General features: G+C 63.4%; 19 protein-coding genes and 2 tRNA genes. 5 read left to right on the top strand and 16 right to left on the bottom strand.

What is annotated here, in order from left to right; all coding sequences use genetic code 11:
* Positions 1-97 precede the first annotated feature (97 nt).
* The 5 genes from LV28_RS38445 to LV28_RS38425 form a co-directional block, all read right to left on the bottom strand.
* Positions 98-895, bottom strand: a complete 798-nt coding sequence (locus LV28_RS38445; protein ID WP_023596492.1) for a transporter substrate-binding domain-containing protein — start codon at positions 893-895, stop codon at positions 98-100.
* A gap of 49 nt (positions 896-944) precedes the next feature.
* Positions 945-1,973 carry a quinone-dependent dihydroorotate dehydrogenase gene (locus tag LV28_RS38440; RefSeq protein WP_023596491.1) on the bottom strand — a complete coding sequence of 343 codons (1,029 nt, stop codon included), beginning with the start codon at positions 1,971-1,973 and terminating at the stop codon, positions 945-947.
* Positions 1,974-2,148: 175 nt separating this feature from the next.
* Positions 2,149-2,925 carry an arginyltransferase gene (locus tag LV28_RS38435; RefSeq protein ID WP_023596490.1) on the bottom strand — a complete coding sequence of 259 codons (777 nt, stop codon included), beginning with the start codon at positions 2,923-2,925 and terminating at the stop codon, positions 2,149-2,151.
* Positions 2,922-3,686: a leucyl/phenylalanyl-tRNA--protein transferase gene (gene aat / locus LV28_RS38430; RefSeq protein ID WP_038620789.1), complete on the bottom strand. Its 765-nt coding sequence runs from the start codon at positions 3,684-3,686 to the stop codon at positions 2,922-2,924. The genes LV28_RS38435 and aat overlap by 4 nt, the downstream gene beginning before the upstream one ends.
* An 86-nt stretch (positions 3,687-3,772) precedes the next feature.
* A complete protein-coding gene (locus tag LV28_RS38425; RefSeq protein WP_025249314.1) occupies positions 3,773-4,387 on the bottom strand; it encodes an NUDIX hydrolase in 615 nt (204 codons plus the stop codon).
* Between the two features lie 223 nt (positions 4,388-4,610).
* On the opposite strand from LV28_RS38425, the gene LV28_RS38420 reads away from it, so the two are divergent.
* Both LV28_RS38420 and LV28_RS38415 read left to right on the top strand, forming a co-directional pair.
* A tRNA-Met gene (locus LV28_RS38420) sits at positions 4,611-4,687 on the top strand.
* Positions 4,688-4,758: 71 nt separating this feature from the next.
* The gene (locus LV28_RS38415) at positions 4,759-5,232 is read left to right on the top strand and encodes a GNAT family N-acetyltransferase (protein WP_048806606.1); all 474 of its coding nucleotides are present in this window, start codon (positions 4,759-4,761) and stop codon (positions 5,230-5,232) included.
* Between the two features lie 77 nt (positions 5,233-5,309).
* Here LV28_RS38415 and LV28_RS38410 read toward each other — a convergent pair whose 3' ends face one another.
* Positions 5,310-6,194 carry an EamA family transporter gene (locus LV28_RS38410; RefSeq protein ID WP_023596487.1) on the bottom strand — a complete coding sequence of 295 codons (885 nt, stop codon included), beginning with the start codon at positions 6,192-6,194 and terminating at the stop codon, positions 5,310-5,312.
* A gap of 239 nt (positions 6,195-6,433) precedes the next feature.
* On the opposite strand from LV28_RS38410, the gene dusA reads away from it, so the two are divergent.
* Together dusA and LV28_RS38400 are read left to right on the top strand one after the other, a co-directional pair.
* Positions 6,434-7,447: a tRNA dihydrouridine(20/20a) synthase DusA gene (gene dusA, locus LV28_RS38405; RefSeq protein WP_023596485.1), complete on the top strand. Its 1,014-nt coding sequence runs from the start codon at positions 6,434-6,436 to the stop codon at positions 7,445-7,447.
* Between the two features lie 199 nt (positions 7,448-7,646).
* Positions 7,647-7,722, top strand: a tRNA-His gene (locus tag LV28_RS38400).
* A gap of 84 nt (positions 7,723-7,806) precedes the next feature.
* On the opposite strand, the gene LV28_RS38395 is transcribed toward LV28_RS38400, so the two are convergent.
* Positions 7,807-9,015: a site-specific integrase gene (locus tag LV28_RS38395; RefSeq protein ID WP_147291625.1), complete on the bottom strand. Its 1,209-nt coding sequence runs from the start codon at positions 9,013-9,015 to the stop codon at positions 7,807-7,809.
* Positions 8,981-9,211: a DUF4224 domain-containing protein gene (locus LV28_RS38390; RefSeq protein WP_048806607.1), complete on the bottom strand. Its 231-nt coding sequence runs from the start codon at positions 9,209-9,211 to the stop codon at positions 8,981-8,983. Before LV28_RS38390 ends, LV28_RS38395 begins: the two co-directional genes overlap by 35 nt.
* Positions 9,212-9,300: 89 nt before the next feature.
* Here LV28_RS38390 and LV28_RS38385 point away from each other — a divergent pair, with 89 nt between their 5' ends.
* On the top strand, positions 9,301-9,534 hold the full coding sequence (locus LV28_RS38385; RefSeq protein WP_023873966.1) for a hypothetical protein: 234 nt from the start codon (positions 9,301-9,303) through the stop codon (positions 9,532-9,534).
* Between the two features lie 38 nt (positions 9,535-9,572).
* Here the strand turns inward: LV28_RS38385 and dcm are convergent, their stop codons facing one another.
* From dcm to LV28_RS38345, 8 genes are all read right to left on the bottom strand, one after another.
* Positions 9,573-10,730 (bottom strand): DNA (cytosine-5-)-methyltransferase, encoded by a 1,158-nt coding sequence (dcm, locus tag LV28_RS38380; protein ID WP_038622417.1) that lies wholly within the window; start codon positions 10,728-10,730, stop codon positions 9,573-9,575.
* Between the two features lie 5 nt (positions 10,731-10,735).
* Positions 10,736-11,569 carry a DNA adenine methylase gene (locus LV28_RS38375; protein ID WP_038620795.1) on the bottom strand — a complete coding sequence of 278 codons (834 nt, stop codon included), beginning with the start codon at positions 11,567-11,569 and terminating at the stop codon, positions 10,736-10,738.
* A 235-nt stretch (positions 11,570-11,804) separates the two neighbouring features.
* Positions 11,805-12,626, bottom strand: a complete 822-nt coding sequence (locus tag LV28_RS38370; protein WP_052408641.1) for a hypothetical protein — start codon at positions 12,624-12,626, stop codon at positions 11,805-11,807.
* Entirely contained in the window at positions 12,626-13,540 is a 915-nt protein-coding gene (locus tag LV28_RS38365) for a hypothetical protein (RefSeq protein WP_038620796.1), read from the bottom strand. The genes LV28_RS38370 and LV28_RS38365 overlap by 1 nt, the downstream gene beginning before the upstream one ends.
* Positions 13,537-15,276, bottom strand: coding sequence for an AAA family ATPase (locus tag LV28_RS38360; RefSeq protein WP_038620798.1), 1,740 nt, complete (start codon positions 15,274-15,276; stop codon positions 13,537-13,539). The genes LV28_RS38365 and LV28_RS38360 overlap by 4 nt, the downstream gene beginning before the upstream one ends.
* Positions 15,277-15,280: 4 nt before the next feature.
* Complete coding sequence (locus LV28_RS49535; protein ID WP_038620801.1) at positions 15,281-16,141, bottom strand: DNA translocase FtsK; 861 nt, start codon at positions 16,139-16,141, stop codon at positions 15,281-15,283.
* Between the two features lie 115 nt (positions 16,142-16,256).
* On the bottom strand, positions 16,257-17,375 hold the full coding sequence (locus tag LV28_RS38350) for a hypothetical protein (protein ID WP_038620804.1): 1,119 nt from the start codon (positions 17,373-17,375) through the stop codon (positions 16,257-16,259).
* A 9-nt stretch (positions 17,376-17,384) separates the two neighbouring features.
* Entirely contained in the window at positions 17,385-18,191 is an 807-nt protein-coding gene (locus tag LV28_RS38345; RefSeq protein WP_038620807.1) for a RecB family exonuclease, read from the bottom strand.
* Positions 18,192-18,231 lie beyond the last annotated feature (40 nt).

Genomic DNA, 18,231 nt, shown 5'->3' with positions numbered 1-18,231 from the left:
GAATGGCGGAGTGCGCAATGACGACGGCCGGCACCCGCGTCGTGTGCGTGATGCCGGCCGTGACGTCGCCGAAACCGTTCGGCGCGGGAGCTGCGGTTTACTTCGCGGGTTTGGACACGTCTTCACCGAACCACTTCTGTGCGATCCTGGTGAGCGTGCCGTCCTGCTTCATCTGCGTGAGGGCGTCGTCGATGGCCTTGGCGAATTTCGGATTGCCCTTGCGGAACGGGATGCCCACGGACTGGCTGGCGCCTTCGAGCACGGCGCCCGGACGCAGCGGCAGATTCGACGTCTTGATCAGATACGCGAGCATCAGGCGATCGTTGAGGGCGGCGTCGATGCGGTTTGCCGCGAGGTCGCGCAAGTACTCGGGCGCGCCCGGATACGTGCGCACGTCGATGCCCGGCACGGCTTTGGCCATCTTGTCGTAGTTGCTGCCCAGGCTCACGCCGAGTTTGTGGCCCTTGAGCGCGTCGAGCGAATTGAATTCGCGCTTGTCGTCCTTGCGCTGAATGAGCTGTGCGGCCGAGTAGGTGTACGGCTGGCTGAAGTCGAGCGACTTCTTGCGCTCGTCGGTGATGGCCACCTGATTGACGATGACATCGAACTTGCCTGCGACCAGCCCGCCGATGATGCCGCTCCATTCGGTCGTCACGAATTGCGCCTTCACGCCGAGGCGCTGCGCCACGGCCTTGGCCACGTCGACGTCATAGCCGTCGAGCTGGCCGTCGGTGCCACGGTAGTTGAACGGGGGGTAAGTCCCCTCGATGCCGACTTTCAACACGCCCGCCGATTTCACGGTATCGAGCAGGTCGGCTGCGCGGGCCGGCGATGTGCCGATCAACGCGGCGGCGGCCAGCGGCACGAGGCACAGCGTCTTGAGCCAGTTTTTCATGGTGACGAATTCTCCCTATGGCGATTGAAGAGGGGCAGCGTGCAGCCGGTCAGGCCGAACGCAGTGCCTCCACGCATTCTCGCACCAGCTCGGGTCCGCGGTAAATCAATCCGCTGTAGACCTGAACCAGGCTTGCGCCGGCATCGAGCTTGGCTCGTGCGTCGGCGCCCGACAGGATGCCGCCCACGCCGATGATCGGCAACGCGCCGCCAAGTTCGGCGGCAAGCGCGCGAATCACCCGGTTCGACGCCTCGAACACCGGACGCCCCGACAATCCACCCGTTTCGTTGGCGTAGGGCAGGCCGGCGACCGCTTCACGCGACAGTGTGGTGTTGGTGGCGATCACGCCGTCGAAGCCGTGGCGCGTCAGCGTGCCCGCAATCACCTTGATCTGCTCGTCGTCGAGATCCGGAGCGATCTTGAGTGCAATCGGCACGTACTTGCCATGACGATCGGACAGCGCGCGTTGCTTTTCCTTGAGCTTACCGAGCAGTGCGTCGAGTTCATCGCCGCCTTGCAACTGGCGCAGGTTCTTCGTGTTGGGCGACGAGATGTTCACCGTTACATAGGTGGCGTACGGGTACACCTTCTCGAGGCAGATGAGGTAGTCGTCGACGGCGCGCTCGATGGGCGTGTCGGCATTCTTGCCGATGTTCAGGCCGAGCGGTCCCTTGTAGCGCGCCGACTGGACGTTCTGGAGAAACTGCTCGACGCCGCCGTTGTTGAAGCCCATGCGGTTGATGATCGCTTCGGCCTGCGGCAGCCGGAAGATGCGCGGCTTCGGATTGCCGGGCTGCGGACGCGGCGTGACCGTGCCCACTTCCACGAAACCGAAGCCGAGTGCGGCCAGACCGTCGATGCAGCTGCCGTCCTTGTCGAGGCCTGCGGCCAGGCCCACGGGGTTCGGGAAGCGGATGCCCATGACCGTGCGGGGGGATTCGGGAAGCGTCTGGCCCACGAGGCCGCCCAGGCCTAGCGCGGCGGTGCCCCGCAGCGTGGCAAGCGTCAGATGGTGAGCTTGTTCGGCGTCGAGGCAGAACAGGGCGCGGCGGGCCAGAGGATAGAGAGACGCAAGCACGGTGTCGGGTTCGGCAGAATCGGAAAGTCGCCATTTTACCGGGATCGCGACGCCGGGGCGCGTCTTTTTCTACGCTCTGCGTACTCTTGTATTCCGCAGCATCCGGGGTGCGATGAGCGCGGTGCGCACTACGAGGCGTGCGCGGGTGCGCCGGTGCGTTCCTTTGCCCGCCGGGTCACGCCCCGGCGGCGTCGAGCATGGCTTGTGGCATGTCCTGCCACTGTCCGTCGATCAAGCCCTGGAGCGGTCGGAAATTGGCCTTGTAGACCATCTTCCGGCTGGCCTGGATCCAGTAGCCGAGGTAGACGTGGGGCAGTCCGAGCGCACGCGCCTGTTCGATCTGCCAGAGGATGTTGTACGTGCCGTAGGAGGCGCCTTCGACGTCGGGGTCGAAGAACGTGTACACCGACGACAGCCCGTCGCTGAGGATGTCGACCATGCTGATCATGCGCAGCGTGCCGGCGCCCTGATGTCCGGGAGGTTCGCGGAATTCGACGAGGCGGGAGTTCACGCGGCTTTGCAGCAGGAACTGTTCGTACTGTTCGCGGCTGTCGTGGTCCATTCCGCCGCCCGCGTGACGCTGCGACTGATAGCGCATATAGAGCTGGTAGTGCTCTTCGGTGTAGTGCAGTCCCGATACGTTGACGGCCAGACCGGCGTGGCGCCGCCAGATACGTCGCTGCGTACGATTCGGCGCGAAGCGCGCGATCGGCACGCGCACGGGAACGCAGGCGCGGCAGCCGTCGCAATAGGGACGGTAGGTGAATACGCCGCTGCGTCGGAATCCGGCGCGCACGAGTTCGCTGTAGACGTCCGAGTTGATGAGATGACTGGGAGTGGCGACCTGCGAGCGTGCCGTGTGATTGTCGAGATAGCTGCAGGGGTAGGGCGCTGTCGCGTAGAACTGAAGGGCAGACAGCGGGGACAGCGGCAGTTCGTTCGGATGGGTCACTGCGAAACCTCGTGAGCCTTGTCTGCTGCGTTACCGTAGGCCAGTGCGCTGAGCATCCGCTTGTCCAGACGCCAGACCGGCGCGGGGGCCATGACCGCTTTCTGCACGTGGGCCAGAAAGGCCTGGCGGGGGATTTCGCCGCCGCCGAGCGACGCCAGATGTGCGGTACTTTGCTGGCAGTCTATCATCTCTATAGCGTGCGCGCGTGCAAAAGCAACGAGTGCGGCCAGGGCGATTTTCGACGCGTCGTTACGGCGGGCGAACATCGATTCGCCGTAGAACATTCGTCCGAGGGCCACGCCGTAAAGGCCGCCTACGCGTTCACCTTCGTAGAACGTTTCCACGCTGTGGGCGAGGCCGGCGTCGTGCAGCGCGCGGTACGCCGCGACGATGGCCGGCGTGATCCACGTGCCGTCCTGTCCGCGCCGGGGAGCTTGCGCGCAGGCTTGCATCACGGCGGCGAAATCGTCGTCGAGCCGGATTTCCCAGGCGTCGTCGCGCAGCACTCGGCGCAGCAACTTGCGGAAGTTGTGACTGACGACGAACTGCTCCGGGCGCAGCACCATGCGTGGGTCCGGGCTCCACCAGAGAACAGGCTGGGCCTGCGAGTACCACGGGAAAATGCCATGCCGGTAGGCGGCGAGCAAGCGTTGCGGTGAGAGGTCGAGGCCGGCGGCGAGCAGTCCCGGCGCGTCGCTCGTGGCGTCGAGCGCTTCGTCGACCGACGGGAAAGGATCGTTTGCTTCGAGCCAGACGACCATGACGACGTTAGCTTTTCGGGGTGACGGAGGCCATCGCGCGGGGCGTGAGGCGCCGAGGCGGAGCCGCAGGCGAGGCGTTCGTGTGTTCAGACACGCAGCATCGGCGTGAGGATGTCCTCGGTGTGCGCCGTATTGACGGGCAACACCGGCGTCGGCATGCCGGGGGCGGTTGCATTGGGCATGCCTTCGAGGTGCACGCCGAAGGCGCCCGCGCGGCGATCCTCGAAGAAGTACTTCAGCGTCTTGGCGACGGTCGGAAAGGCGATATCGTCCCAGGGAATCTCGTCTTCCGAGAACAGCCCGACCTCGAGACTCTCTTCGCCGGCGGCAAATTGCGGTTCGCGCATCTGTGCCAGATAGAAGATATGCACCTGATTGACGTGCGGCACGTTGAGCAGCGAGAACAGCGCGCCGACCTCGACGACTGCACCGGCTTCTTCCAGTGTTTCGCGCGCGGCGGCTTGCGACGTCGTCTCTCCGATTTCCATGAAGCCGGCTGGCAGCGTCCAGTATCCGAGACGCGGCTCGATGGCGCGCTTGCACAGCAGCACCTGATCGCCCCACACGGGCACCGTGCCGAGCACGTTGCGCGGGTTCTGATAGTGGATGGTGCCGCAATGGGTGCAAACATGCCGCTCGCGGTTGTCGCCGGGCGGAATGCGCAGCTCGACCGGATGGCCGCAGGCGGAACAGAATTGGATGGTAGGACGTCGGTTCATGGTTGCTGCGAGTGTATCATCGGCGGCGCGCGCTGTGCGCCGACGCACGCGGGGTGCCGGGATAACCCCGGCGAGCGCCCATGCCGGAGGACTGCGCGGCGGAGGGTGTCGGTGAGCCGGTGGCACCTCATGAGGGGACTGGAAAAATATTCGGCCGTAAATGTTGCGCTGCGATGGCGATTGTCATATAATTTAATTCTTCAGACGCGGGGTGGAGCAGTCTGGCAGCTCGTCGGGCTCATAACCCGAAGGTCACAGGTTCAAATCCTGTCCCCGCAACCAAATTCGAAAGCCTGATTTCCACAAGAAATCAGGCTTTTTGCGTTCTGAACGACAAACCAGCGGGTACCGCCATGTCCGGCATCTTTTCTACGAGCGAAAAGGCATTCGACGCCATTACCGAATTATGGGAAGCGTCGGTGCGCGCGACGCACGATTTCCTGAGCGAAGCGGATATCGCCTGGTTGCGTCCGCGCATTCGGAATGAATATCTCGCTGCGGTGACGCTGCGGGTGTTTCGCGACGATGCGAATGTCATCCGCGGGTTTGTCGGTGTGGCCGAAGGGAACGTCGAGATGCTTTTTGTGGCGCCCGACGCGCGGCGCCAGGGGATCGGCGCGGCGCTGCTGGCTTATGCGGTGCGCGAACTCGGTTGCTCGCGCGTCGACGTCAATGAGCAGAATCCGCAGGCGCTGGCGTTTTATCGCCGCGAGGGCTTCGAGGTGACCGGGCGCTCGCCGCTCGACGGACAGGGGCGTCCTTTTCCGCTTTTGCACATGCAACTGGCGAGCGCGCCGACCGGTCATGCCGCAGGATCGAACGCGTAGGGCCGATCGAGCGGATCAGGCGAGTCAGGCGGATCAGGCGAATCGGGCAAATCAGGCAAGTCAGGCGCCACGCGTATTTAACGCGACGCCGGCATCAGGCGCTGTCTGATGCGTGCACCGAACACGTTGACGACGAGTCCGGCCATGACGAGCGCAGCCCCTGCGATTTGCGGTGTCGTGAGTTGTTCGTCCAGCAAAAGGGCGGCCGATGCGAGGCCGATGATGGGCACGAGCAGCGAGAAGGGCGCGACCTGACTGGCTGGATAGCGCGTCATCAGGCGTCCCCACAGCGAGTAGCCGACGAGCGTGGCGATGAACGACAGATAGGCCACCGCGAAAACCGAAGACGCCGAAATGTGCATCAGCGAGTCGGCGATTTGCCGTGGGCCTTCGAACACATAGGCGAGCAGGGCAAAGGGAATTGGCGGAATCAGGCTGCCCCATACGACGAGTCCGACCAGATCGACATTGCCGATCTTCTTGGTGACGATGTTGCCGGTCGCCCAACTCAGCGACGCGCACAGCGTGAGCACGAAGCCGAGGAGCGTCATCGCGCCGCCGCCCTGAAGTCCGATCACGGTGAGCCCTGCTGCCGCGATCAACAGTCCGACGACGTTCTGCGCACGAAAGCGTTCGCCGAGGCACATCACGGCGAGTCCGAGCGTGAAGAATGCCTGGGCCTGAAGTACCAGCGACGCCAACCCGGCGGGCATGCCGACATACATCGCCGTGAACAGCAGCGCGAATTGTCCGAATGAGATGGTCGCGCCGTAGGCGAGCAGCCACCGCCATGGCACTTGCGGGCGTCTCACGAAAAAGACCGCGGGAAACGCTGCGAGCAAAAATCGGAGCGCGCCCAACAGCATGGGGGGCACGCCGTGAAGGCCGACCTTGATGACGACGAAGTTCACGCCCCAGGCGAGTACGACGATCAATGCCTGAAAGAGGTCCTTCGGTGCCATGCCGACGTCTCCTGTCGCTGCTTGGGTAGGGTTTCGGGGAGAAAGGCGAAAGTGTACTCCCGCGACGTCGACGTGTCGTAGGAAAAACCTGCGGGGCGGGGCAGGGCGATGGAGGATGACCGCGACCGGGATGTACTGCCGGCGGCCGGCGAAGGCATCACGTATACTTTGCGTTTCGTATTTCACATGACGTCGTCTTGCCGGAGCAAGTCGGCGATTGCTGTATTTGAGGAATTTGCATGAACTTGCCTGCCCGCCGCGTCAGCGTCGCACCGATGATGGATTGGACGGATTCGCACTGTCGCGTTTTTCATCGCCAGCTTTCGCGTCACACGTGGCTCTATACCGAGATGGTCACGACCGGGGCGTTGCTGCACGGCGACGTGGCGCGTCATCTCGACTTCGACGCCGTGGAGCATCCGGTCGCGCTGCAACTGGGCGGCAGCGAGCCGGCGGATCTGGCGCAGGCGGCGAAATTGGGTGAGCGGTGGGGGTACGACGAGATCAACCTGAACTGCGGATGTCCGTCGGAGCGCGTGCAGCGCGGTGCATTTGGCGCGTGTCTGATGGCCGAGCCGGCGTTGGTGGCCGACTGCGTCAAGGCGATGCGCGACGTGGTGCAGGTGCCCGTCACGGTGAAGCACCGCATTGGCATCGACGACGTCGAATCGTTCTCGTTCGTGGAGGATTTCGTCGGCAAGGTTGCCGAGGCGGGTTGCACGACGTTTATCGTTCATGCCCGCAATGCCATTCTCAAGGGCCTGAGCCCGAAGGAGAATCGCGAAATTCCGCCACTGAAATATGACTACGCATATCGTCTGAAACAGGTATTTCCGCAACTGGAAATCCTGATCAACGGTGGCGTGAAGACGCTCGATGAAGTCGAGCGGCATCTGCGGCATGTCGACGGTGTGATGCTGGGCCGCGAGGCATATCACAACCCGTACGTGCTGGCGGAGGTGGATGCGCGATTCTATGGGGACGCGTCGCCGGTCAAGTCACGCGAGGCGGTGGAGGATGCGTTGATCGAATACGCGGCATCGCAGGTGGATAAGGGGCAATACCTGGGCGCGATCACGCGTCACGCGTTGGGGTTGTATCGCGGGGTGCCGGGCGCGCGCGGTTGGCGTCGAGTGCTGTCGGACCCCAAGCGATTGAAGGCCGGCATTGGTGCGTTCGAGCAAGCGCGGGAGCAACTGCGCGCAGGCGCCTTCGCGGCGCGCGAAGACGCGGGTGGTGTAGCTTCGGCTTGAGCGGCGTTGTGGCGCGAGTGATGTTGCACCGCGTCGCGCGAGGATCGTTCGCCGCGTGAGATGGCGATGTTGCGCATCGATCGCGCACGCGAGTGAGGAAACATTTAGAAGAAGTGAAAAAAGTGCTTGGCAACGAAATAAAAACGTCGCTATAATCTTGCTTCTGTTCAGCAAGCAAGTCATGTTGCTGATCACGGCGGTGGCCGTAGCTCAGTTGGTAGAGTCCTGGATTGTGATTCCAGTCGTCGTGGGTTCGAGTCCCATCGGTCACCCCAAAATTCCCTTGTTGTTCAAAGCGTTAAGCTCACCCATTACGTTCCACAAAGCAAAATTCGGAACGAAAATCCCAAATTCGGAATTCACTCGGTAGCGTCAGCGACCTTTGTCTTGCGTCGATCGTAGTGTCGATGTGTCGTCGACGGGCTCGTGTGAGCGGCGAAATCATACGCATCTGCAGCGCGCTGTTCGAGCTTCGAGGTGATGGCGGCCGGGCGGATGTCGAGCAACGAAAAGTATTCCGGGTGCTTCGTGAGTTGAAGGTCCAAGTCGGCCACAGCTTCGCCTCTTCGCTGAGCTGCCTCGCGCGCCTTCTTCGCCTTGAATTCTTCGGCGATCGCGGCGTCCTTTTCGCCGATGTACGTGTACATCGCGTCCTGCCAAACCGAGTTCCAGCCGCTCTTCGTGTACGGCCGCCCGCTGCGGTTTGGAAACAGAAACACGCTCGCGACTTTTCGCTCGCGCTTCGCGCGCTCGACGACGACGCGAAGGCGTGGGGACCATTTCCTCAATTTTCGCGTTTCCGATTCACCCATCTTCCGCTTAGCGCTAACGACCATCACCCCGTCGTCGCTCAGCCCTGACATGTGATACGGGCGTACCTCTGCGGCACGGAAGCCGGTCAAGTACGTGAACATGCCGGCCACGCCCATCGTACGGAAGGCCTGCTCCTGCCTTACCGACCACAGGTAGAACCGAATCACCTGGCTGCGCACGACATCGCGCACGAAGGTGTCGGCCTTGTTCAACATGAGGTTGCGGAACGGGTGGACACGGATCAGCCCCCAGCGAATACCGTAGTTGCAGATTGTCGACATGAGGGCCATTTCCTTGTTCGCCCCTTTGGGGGCGCCGGACTTTGCTCGCGCGTCCAGATACTGATAGCCGTGGACCGGCTCCAATGCCGCCGGCTGCATGCGGCCGAAGAATGCCGTGAGCCGTTCATATGTGCCTTTGCGCACCGCGATGCCTGCCTTCGACTGGTCGGCGTAATGGGTGGGGTCGATCTCGGTGCGAAAGCGATCGATCATGTCGCCAACCGAATCAGCGATGATCTGTCCCGCAATGATGTCCATCGCGCGGCGCTGGCTCACCGCCGCGGCGCGCGCGATTTCCGCGCGGTCACCACGCGGCGCACTCGCGATCGTTTCCCGGCGCCCGTCCGGGTACTTGTACCAGAAGGTGACCTTGCGAACCCCGAACCTCTTGTAGAGGCGCGGGGTACCGGTGGGCTCGTCCGTGACTGAGGTGGTGCTCTTACGCGAAGGCTTGGTAGTTCGGCGTTGCGTCATATTTGTTGGTGCTGCTGTTGTTCTCTACGATGCCCATCTTCTTGTCTCGGTATGCCCGGGCCACTTTCGGCTGTCCGTGGCTGTCGACCACGTAACGCCATCGATTGGCGTCGAGCCACTTCATCATTGCCGAGCGCTGGTTCGGTTTGCAGCCGATCAGCTCGGCAAGTTCGTGCATGGAGAGGTAGTCGTTCATATTGCGATTCCCCAATTTCGCGCTGTCACTCGTAGAATTTCGTTCGTACTATCATGGGTACCCGGCCACTCTCGGAAGCCGCCCAAACCATGCCTACCCTCAACTTCACGTATCGCGGTTGCAACGTCGACATCGAGATCGGCGAGCGTGCGACCCTGTGGGACATCACCATCGAGGTGACGCCGTTCGACGGCGTCGAACTCATCGAACCGTTCGGGGCCCGCAAGCTGAAGCTGGCGAAGGTCGAGGAACTGGACGAGATCCAGGCGGCGCTTGTCGAAGAGATCCAGATGGCGATCGATCATCGGCTTGTTGGCTGCTGAGTAGCCATTCAGTGCTTCGGCCGTGGCCGGGTGGGTGGTCATGCTGCTTTCTCTATTTCCAAATTCTCGACGCTCTGGATTCGCGCGCCGATCCACCGCATCACGTTCACAGCCATGCTGTTGCCGAGGGCTTTGTAGCGCGGGCCGTCCGGAGCCTTCGCGCCAGGCAGCAGCGTGTAGTCATCGGGGAAGCCCTGAAGGCGTTCGCACTCGCGCGGTGTAAGTCGGCGGACCGCTGTTCCGACCATGACGGCCTGATGGCCACCGCCGTTCGTATGACTGTTGGCGTGGCCCATTGACCGCTGCGTCGCGGCGATGTCGCCCACGGCGAACCCGTTGCGTCCGCTGGCCTTGCAGTCGAAGGCGATGGCGCCGGCAACGACAGGAATCAGCGGGGTTCCTCGACCGGTGCCGTCCTCACTGGCATCGAAGCCTTCGCCGCGCAGCGAGTGAGCAACGAGCAACGTCTCCGTCTCTGCATCGATTCTCTGATTACTCGTGGTGAGTGCGCGGGTAATCGTAGGGATCATGAACTGATCGCGCCCGTCTCCCCCTCCTGCGCCGCTACCGTCGAGAGAGCTGCACGTAAGGGTGCCGGCAACTCTTTGCCCCGCTTCGCGGCGCGGCGCAGGATGCCCGAGCATGCTTTCGCGCTCAAAAAGTGCCGCTGCGGGACGTCGCCAGTCTCCAAGATATCCGACAACGAACACACGCCGACGTCGCTGAGGGACGGCGCGAGAGTGTGATTCCACTCGGACGTACTGAGCGTCAAGAACGCGGTAGGCGAACCCATACCCGAGTTCTGCCAGGCCCCCGAGGAAGGTGCCAAAATCCCGCCCTTCGTTCGATGACAGTACGCCGGGGACGTTTTCCCAGACCAGCCAGCGGGGAGAGTAGCGGCGAGCAATGGCAAGATAGGTGAGCATGAGGTTGCCACGCGGATCTGCCAGTCCCTTTCGTAGTCCTGCGACGCTGAAGGACTGGCAAGGGGTTCCGCCGACGAGAAGATCGATAGTTGCATCGGGCCAGCCCTTGAACTTGGTCATGTCGCCCAGGTTGGGCACGTTGGGGTAGTGGTGCGCGAGTATGGCTGACGGGAAGCGCTCAATCTCCGAGAACGCCCACGGCAGCCAGCCGAGGCCATGCCACGCGCACGTCGCGGCTTCTATACCCGAGCATACCGACAGGTAGCGAATCGGTTTCATGCCACCTCCAGCAATAGTCCGGACTGCGGCACCTTGGGCGAGATCCAAAGCACCTCTGTCCGGGTTCCTGTGCCACGCCCTGCGGCCATGCGAGCCTTGGTCTCGACGCGGCGCCAGCCTGCGAGACGTTCGTCATATGCCGGGTGCGGGTAGCCGCTCAGAATTACCATGCCTTCCAGCTCGAGCAGCGCGTCAAGCATCTGGGCGTGATCGACGTCGGTCATTTCATGACGGTAGCAGGCTGACCCCATCTTGCGGGTGTCATGCACGTACGGCGGATCCACATAGAACAGCGTGTAAGCCGTGTCGTGATCACGCATTACCTGCAAGGCCGGCCGATTTTCGATGAGCACGCCTTGCAGCCGCATACCGAACGCGCGAAGTCCTTCCGGAACGCGCGTCCAGATCTGCATTGCGGTGCCATAGTTGCGTTTCGAGTCGATGCGAAACCCCGTTGTGCCTTTCGTGGCCCCGGCTGAACCGAAACCCATCTCGGCGCGGATGAACGTGCGGCGTGCCCGCTCGATCGGTTCGTCGGTGAATTCCCAAGCCTTCTCGAATTCGGCTCGAGCGTAAGGAGTGAGGGCCAACGCTTCGGCGAGCGCGTCGCGCATTTCAGGCGTCTGGATGACCCGCATGACGTTGACCATATCGCCGTCGAGGTCGTTGTAGACCTCTCCGTGGCTACGCGGCTTTTTCATGAGTACGGACGCGGCACCGCCGAACGGTTCGACATAGACCTTGTGCTGCGGAAACTGGGCGATGATCCAGTCGGCCAGGCGCCATTTTCCGCCGTGGTATCGCATGATGGGGCGAGTGGGGGAGGTCATGCTAGTATTCCTCGAAATTTATCGTGGAGACCAAAATGAAGGGCATCACACCTGCCTGGGCTGCATTGGCTTTGGCGGCAGTTGGACTGCTTGTAGCGGCGTGGATGTTTCGGTTCGAGCCGTCGAACGCAAATCCCACCATCGTGTGGGATCGATGGGCACAAAAGATGTGCATGGCGGCCGTCTACGGCGACGGGCCTGCGTTGCGCTGCTACGGGGATCCGGTTCGCTAGCATCACTCCCCCTTTCGCGCCTGATTGGCGGCAATGGCGTCGCGGATCGTCTCTTCAAGTTCTCCGGGCATGCATCCGACAGGTTCAAGGTGATAGTCTCCCTGACCGGGTTTGAAAACAGTGAACGCTCGCGCAGTTGGCTCGGTGACGGTGAAGCCTTCGGCATCCTCGAATGATTCGGTTCCTTCATGCTGCTCTCGGAGGAAGCGCCAATACTCCGCATCCCGCTTGTCCTCCCCGCCATCCGCCGACAGCGCGGCGCGGCACAATGCAGCACCAGCGTCAGGCCGGTTGAACAGCATCATGGCGAGGTTGCCGACATCGACAGGATCGCCCTTGCGAACGTGATCTACCAGCATGCGGGCGAGGTCGTCCGGCGAGCAAATGCGCTCGTCGTCCCACCCGCCACGGCCCTGTGCACGTTTCTTCGCGAGCTTGGCTTTCATGGCGACGGAGAAGCGGTCGACGGCGGCATCGTCGGGGTGTTGATCGTCCCCTACCACCTTTGCGGGCACAGCCCCGGAAAGCACATAGTCTCGGATGGTCTTGATGTTAGCGGCATCAAGTTCGGCAGTCAGGCCAGACAGACGCGAGTCATGCAGGGGGGTCGACATACGATCGAGCGCTTGCATAACGGCGTCGGGCACCTTCTCGGGAGACGTGAGGGCGGCGACCGTATCGGTCACGAGCTGCTCGAACTTCGCCTGTGTCTCGTCAGCTTTCCTGTGCTGCGACGTGTACTCGCTGTCAGCCTGTTGCCAATACGTTTGGCCGAGCAAATAGGCTTTGCGGAGCGCGGTCTTGATGTCGGGGGTGTTGTCCATTATTTTTTCTCCTTCGCCGCGTCGATGATTGCCCGCATTTCGGCCATGTTGACGCGGCCAAAGTCGCCCATGAAGTCGCACATGTCCGGGCCTTCCCACTCGACGCCGACCGACTTACACAGTTCGATAATCTGGCGGTCTGTCATGGCTGCCTGTTGTGCATCCTTCGCGGGATACGTGAGGGCTGGCAGCGGGCACCATGCCGGCACGGCGACCGGCCTGCCGAGTTCGTCGAACATGCGATTTGCTTTCAGGCATTCCCAGCGGTCGGCCGAGTAGTAGTGCGCGTGTCGGCAATCCTTGCAGCCGTCGACCTTCTCGTATCGAGCAGCGCCTACCTGCTGCGCATCTGCGGCGCGCTTGGTCGCCTGCGCGATATGATCAAGCGCGTTCTGCCATGGGCAATTGAGGTTGCTGTGTTCGCCAATTTCGACACCGAAATGCTTTGCGATGGCATCGGCCAGCTTCTCGGCCGCGTCGTGAAACTGGTCGCGCTCGTCAATCACTTGCCCCAGCTCGCGCTCGCCGCCGTTCACGGGTGCGGCGTTGGCGTAGATCGGCGTGCCGTCTGGCAAATCTTCCCACCGCGTGGGGCAACCGGTCGAATCAAGGATTTCACCGTTCACCAGCTTTCTGACATGCGCCACCAACTCCGGCGGACTTACGGATGCGGCGTAGACGATGCGCTTGTCGTGCATGCGGTCGGCGTGAGTCGCATACATAGCGCTGTCAATGTCCACCCACGGGTCGCCTTCATGCCACCGCACTTGATAGATCGCCTCTTGCCCTGCGCCCTGTGCGGCTTCCCATCCGCGCAACGCCCCGGCAGTTACCGGCGACGTGAGGTCACCTTTCCAGTCAACCGACATATCGAGCCCTTCGGATTCGGCCCATTGTTCGAACGTTTGCGTCATGCTGCCGCCTTCGATCCACCGACGCAGTGGTCGGCGATCCAGAAAGTGGTGATGGATTCCGGCATGGCGCCGGGCGCGGCCTTCATGCTCATGAACACGAGAGCGGTATCGAGGTCGCCGGCGTGCGCCAGGTCGTCGAGCCAATACAACAGGTTGTCGCGTTCGGCGCCGACCAGCACGTCGGCGCGGTCGAGCATCAGCACGCGCACGCCGGACAGGTGCGCGATGGCCTCGGCGATCACGGCGTCTGCACGCCACTTCTCGGATTCAGACAGCAGGGCGTAATCGCGACCGGCGGCGGTGATCGACATATCAGCCGCGATCGCTACGCGTGCCCAGCCCGCGGCGTCGGATTGTTCTGCCGCCCGGGCATTGATTGGCCCGAGGGCTTCGGCGAGCAGATCAGCGGGGATGCCGTCCGGGCCCAACGCACCGGCGAGTGCTTCCCAGGCTGCAACGTCTGCGTGATGCTGCGCGGCGCGCTTCGTCTTCGCGCCAGCGTCGGCGATCGCGCGCTGCGTCGCTTCGATGCCCGCGACAATCTCGCGCGCCTTGGTGGCGCTTGCCTTGGCATCGGCCAGCGCCTGCTCGATGTCGGTGCGCGGCGGGGCATCGTCCGACGCGGCCTCGGCGGACTCTTTCATGATCAGTTCCAACTGCACGGCGGCGTCGCGCGCGCGGTCGAATTCGGCCTCGCGGCTCTTCATCGCGTTCTGCAACACGGCCAGGCTCTTCTCGTACTCGGGCAGGCTCGCGGCTGCATCCTCGTTGCGCTCGATCGGTGTGTCGGCCGCGAGCTTCCCGGCGAGGTAGCGCAGCAGGGCGCCGCACTCGGGGCAGGTGCACGGCATGCCCTCGACCTTGCCGCCGGCGGCGGCGCGCAGCGCTTCGACCTTCGGCAGGAATTCGGCCAGTTCGGCGCGCGCGCGCTCGAGCGACTGTTCCGCCTTCGGCAGCTTGGCGGCAGCCTCGCGCAGCGCCGCGGCGCGCGCGTCACGTTGTTGCCGCTGGCGGTCTGCCGCGTCGATGGCGCCGAGCTGCTGCTGAAGGTCGGCACACTCGCGGTCGAAGGTCTCGCTTGTCTCGCGGCCCTCGACCAGCGCGGCGGCGAGGTCGGCGGCATCCTCGGCGCCTTCCGGCGCCTTTGCCGTCCAACCGTTGGCCTTCGAGCTTCCGTAGGTCTCGCCGGTGACTGCGCGCCACGCGCCCTTTGCGGCGGTGGCCTTAGACTGAGCCTCGGTCGCCGCGGCGTCAAAGCCGGCGCGCACCAGTGGCAGCACGCCATCTACCTTGTCGCCGGTGATGCCGCGGGCAGCGAGGCGCTTGCGCACGTCATCGGTGCCCACGGTCACACCCATCAGGTCGAACAGGAACGTGCGGCGGGCCTTCGAATCGAGGCTGGCGAAGCGCTGGGCGTCGAGCACGAACGGTGTGCGCGGATCGGTCGGGATCGTCTGCGTGATCTTCCCGCCGGGCAGCGCGACGTTATTCGCGCGCCCGCCGTCGGCCACGACGACGATGGATCCCGACTCGGCGCCGTCGTGTACCAGGCGCCCGTATTCCTTCTTGAGCGCCACGCGCACGCTCTCGCCGGCGAGGGCCAGGCGTACGGCGTCCTGAATGCTCGACTTGCCCGCGCCGTTAGGACCGCAGAAGAGGGCGACCGGCGTGCGCAGCTCGACGTCGGCCGTGCGGATGCCGAGGAAGTTGGTGGCGTGGATGTGGGTGAGCCGCATGGCCTTAGCCCTCCTGTTCCTCGGTCGTGCGCAGCACGGTGCGCATGCCAGTCTCGTCCGGCGCGCTGACGACGCCTTCGGCTTCCATGCGCTCGATGAGGCGATTCGCCCGGTTGTAGCCGATACGCAGGTGGCGCTGCAGGCTCGAGATCGATGCCAGTTGCGTCTCGACGACGTGCGCCACCGCTTGCTCGTAAAGCGGGTCGGCGGTGATTTCCTGCTCGTCGTGCCATGCCTTCCAGCCCTTCACCCATTCGATGCAAAGAGGGCCGGCCACGACCGGGCAATCGCTTTCCGGTTTGCCTTCGGACGCGGCGGTATAGCCTTCGTCGAACGCGGCGTCGAGTTCTTCTTTCAGCGGCTGGTGCTCGATGGTCTTCACCTCGGCATCGACGATATCGTCGGGCATGCCGTCGCCGTCCTGGTCGGTGTATTCCTTGCCGAGGTCGAACGCGCGTTGATCGGACTCGCCGGTAACCTCGTCCATACCCGACGTGTACGACTCGTGTCCGCCGGACAGAACGAGCAGCACCGCCTGACCTTGGGCCTCGGCCAACTCGTGCAGCGCGGTGGCCGATTTACCGATCTTCACTACGGCCTTCGCGCCATCCTTGATCGTGATTTGATCCAGATCGCCGACTACCACCACGCGGCCCTGGCTGGCGATGAGGTGTACAGCCATCTTGACCGACGCATCGACGCGATTGCGAAGCCGGTCAAGAATGTCGTCTTGCTTCTTCTGCGAAAGCTTCACCCATACGTCGGGCAGCAGCTTGATTTCCTGCACCAGCGCGCCGAGCAGATCCTTACCGAGCGTGGTGGCGGTCATGTTCATCGTGTCTTTCATTTCGGGCGAGTGGCTCATGGTGATGCGTTCTCCTGTGGGTGATCTGCCCGCCGCGCCAGCGTGAAACCGGCGGCGCGGCGACGCTCTTCCTCCCGCGATAGCCGTCTACGCGGGCCGTACCGGGGCGAGGTATTCAGTCGGCGTTCAGTGGGGCGCGCGCACGGCGCGTGGTCGTCTGTGCTGCGGCGGACGGTTCGTCGTCAGCCTTCATCAGCTCGCGCACCCGGCGGGCGGCGACCTGGTTCAGCGTGGCCTTGTACGCTTCGTCTGCGAGGCCCGAAATCATGCTGCGGGCGAGGTCCAATTCCTCGACGGTTGACGCGGTGAGCAGTTCGCGGTTGATGTCCTTGAACGTCGGGGAGTCGCCATCGTGGCCGGCATCATCGTTGCCATCGATGTCGAGCCCAGGCTGCTGGCCATCGTCTGCGGCGGCCGCGTGTTGGGGCGCCTGTTCGCCGACGACGTCGGCAGGCTCGGCGCGCGTGGCCGGCTGTGCTGCGTTGGCGCGCATCTCGCTCATCGTGGTGGACTGCACGACATATGAGCCATCGGGATTCAGGTCGATGATGTCCTGGGCTTCCTCGACGGTTTGCAGGCCCATCAGCAGTTCGGGGGCGTAGAGCTTCCCGAAGAAACTGGCGGTGCGGTAGCGCAGCATCACTTCGGGCATGGTCTGCCACTTGCTGCCGCTCTTGCCATACCAGCCTTCCTTGACCGCCATTTCGACGGACACTTTCGGGCTGTCGATGCGCGTGCCGGTTTCCTTCTCCACCGCCCAGGCTACGCACTCGAGGTTCTGCACGGTGGCCTTGTGTTTCGAGGTCACGCGCTGACGTTCCACCCACTTCGTCACCTCGTACTCGACTTCCTTCGGGCCGAGGTCTTTCAGGTCGAAGCGAAGCGGCGAGAACCGGCCGCAGCCATTGATCGCCGCGATGATCCACTGGGACGACCACGACGGCCGGCCTTCGACGATGTACAGGTTCTGCATCACCATGAGCGGGTCGGCGCCCATGCGCTGCGACATGTTCAGCGCCACGACGCAATTGGCGAGCGCGTTCTGGTTCTCGCCCTTTTTCTCGTCCCACGCGCGGTAGGCGACGGGAACGAGCGTGGAACTGGAAAGCAGCTTGGCGGCGCGCTGCATGAGCTCGAAGGATTGCAGGCTGCTGAAGCCAGGTGTGACGGCGGGAAGGTTGGCCTCGCGCGGCGCGGGCGAGCGGAGAGTGTCCAGGGTGGTCGGTGCATTCATGGTCGTGCCTCAGTCGTGGAACTGGCAGGCGGCGTAGCGCGGGCAGTACTTCTCTGAGCACAGCAGCGATTTCGGGTTGGGATAGAAGCGGCCGGTCTTGAACATGTCGGCCGCGAACTCGATCAGGCCAGGCGTCGATTCGGTGCCGAGCATGGCGCGCTTGGCGTTCTTGATCGTGCCGGTGGCGATTTCGAGCGTGCCCTTCGTCTTGAGGCCGATGATTTCGGCGTCGTCGCCGATCACGTCGCCCGTGGAGTGCTCGTAGAGAATCTCGTACGTGCCCACCTGCGGGCCGTGGCCCTTCGTCACGGCCGCGCCTTTCTGCACGGCGGCCGATCCGCTCTTCAGGTCGGCGATGCCGACGCCTGCGGCGGTACGGCGTACGCGTGCCCGGTCCATGGTTCCGGTCAGGCGAACGATGACGCCATTGCCGCAATCAATGTCGAGCGGCTTCGTTTCCATTTCCACGGCCACAAACTCGAATTGCGGCGACACCTCGCGGCAGTACTTCGTCAGCAGCGTGATGCCGATGCGCTCGGCTTCGGACATCGTCAGATCGTCCTGCGACGGATCAAACTCGTTTTCCGGATCGCGCAGCTTGTCGATGAGCGCGCCGGCGGCGTCGTCCGCGGTGAGCCCAGCGCCATCCAGGCGGCCCTGATCGAACACGGCAGTGCCCGCGTGGATGGCGGTGCCCAGTGCCGCGCGCAGGCCGACGACATTGCGCAGCTTGAGCAGGTGAATTCCTTCCCATCGGTACGAGCAGTCGAAGAGGGCGCCCCAGCTCGAAGCGCGAACGGTGTAGATGCTTTGCATGGCGGTTCTCTCAGTGGATGCGGACAAACTCGGGGCCGGT

This window comes from Pandoraea pnomenusa, assembly GCF_000767615.3.
Lineage (GTDB): Bacteria > Pseudomonadota > Gammaproteobacteria > Burkholderiales > Burkholderiaceae > Pandoraea > Pandoraea pnomenusa.
This window is presented reverse-complemented; position numbering and strand designations above follow the sequence as displayed.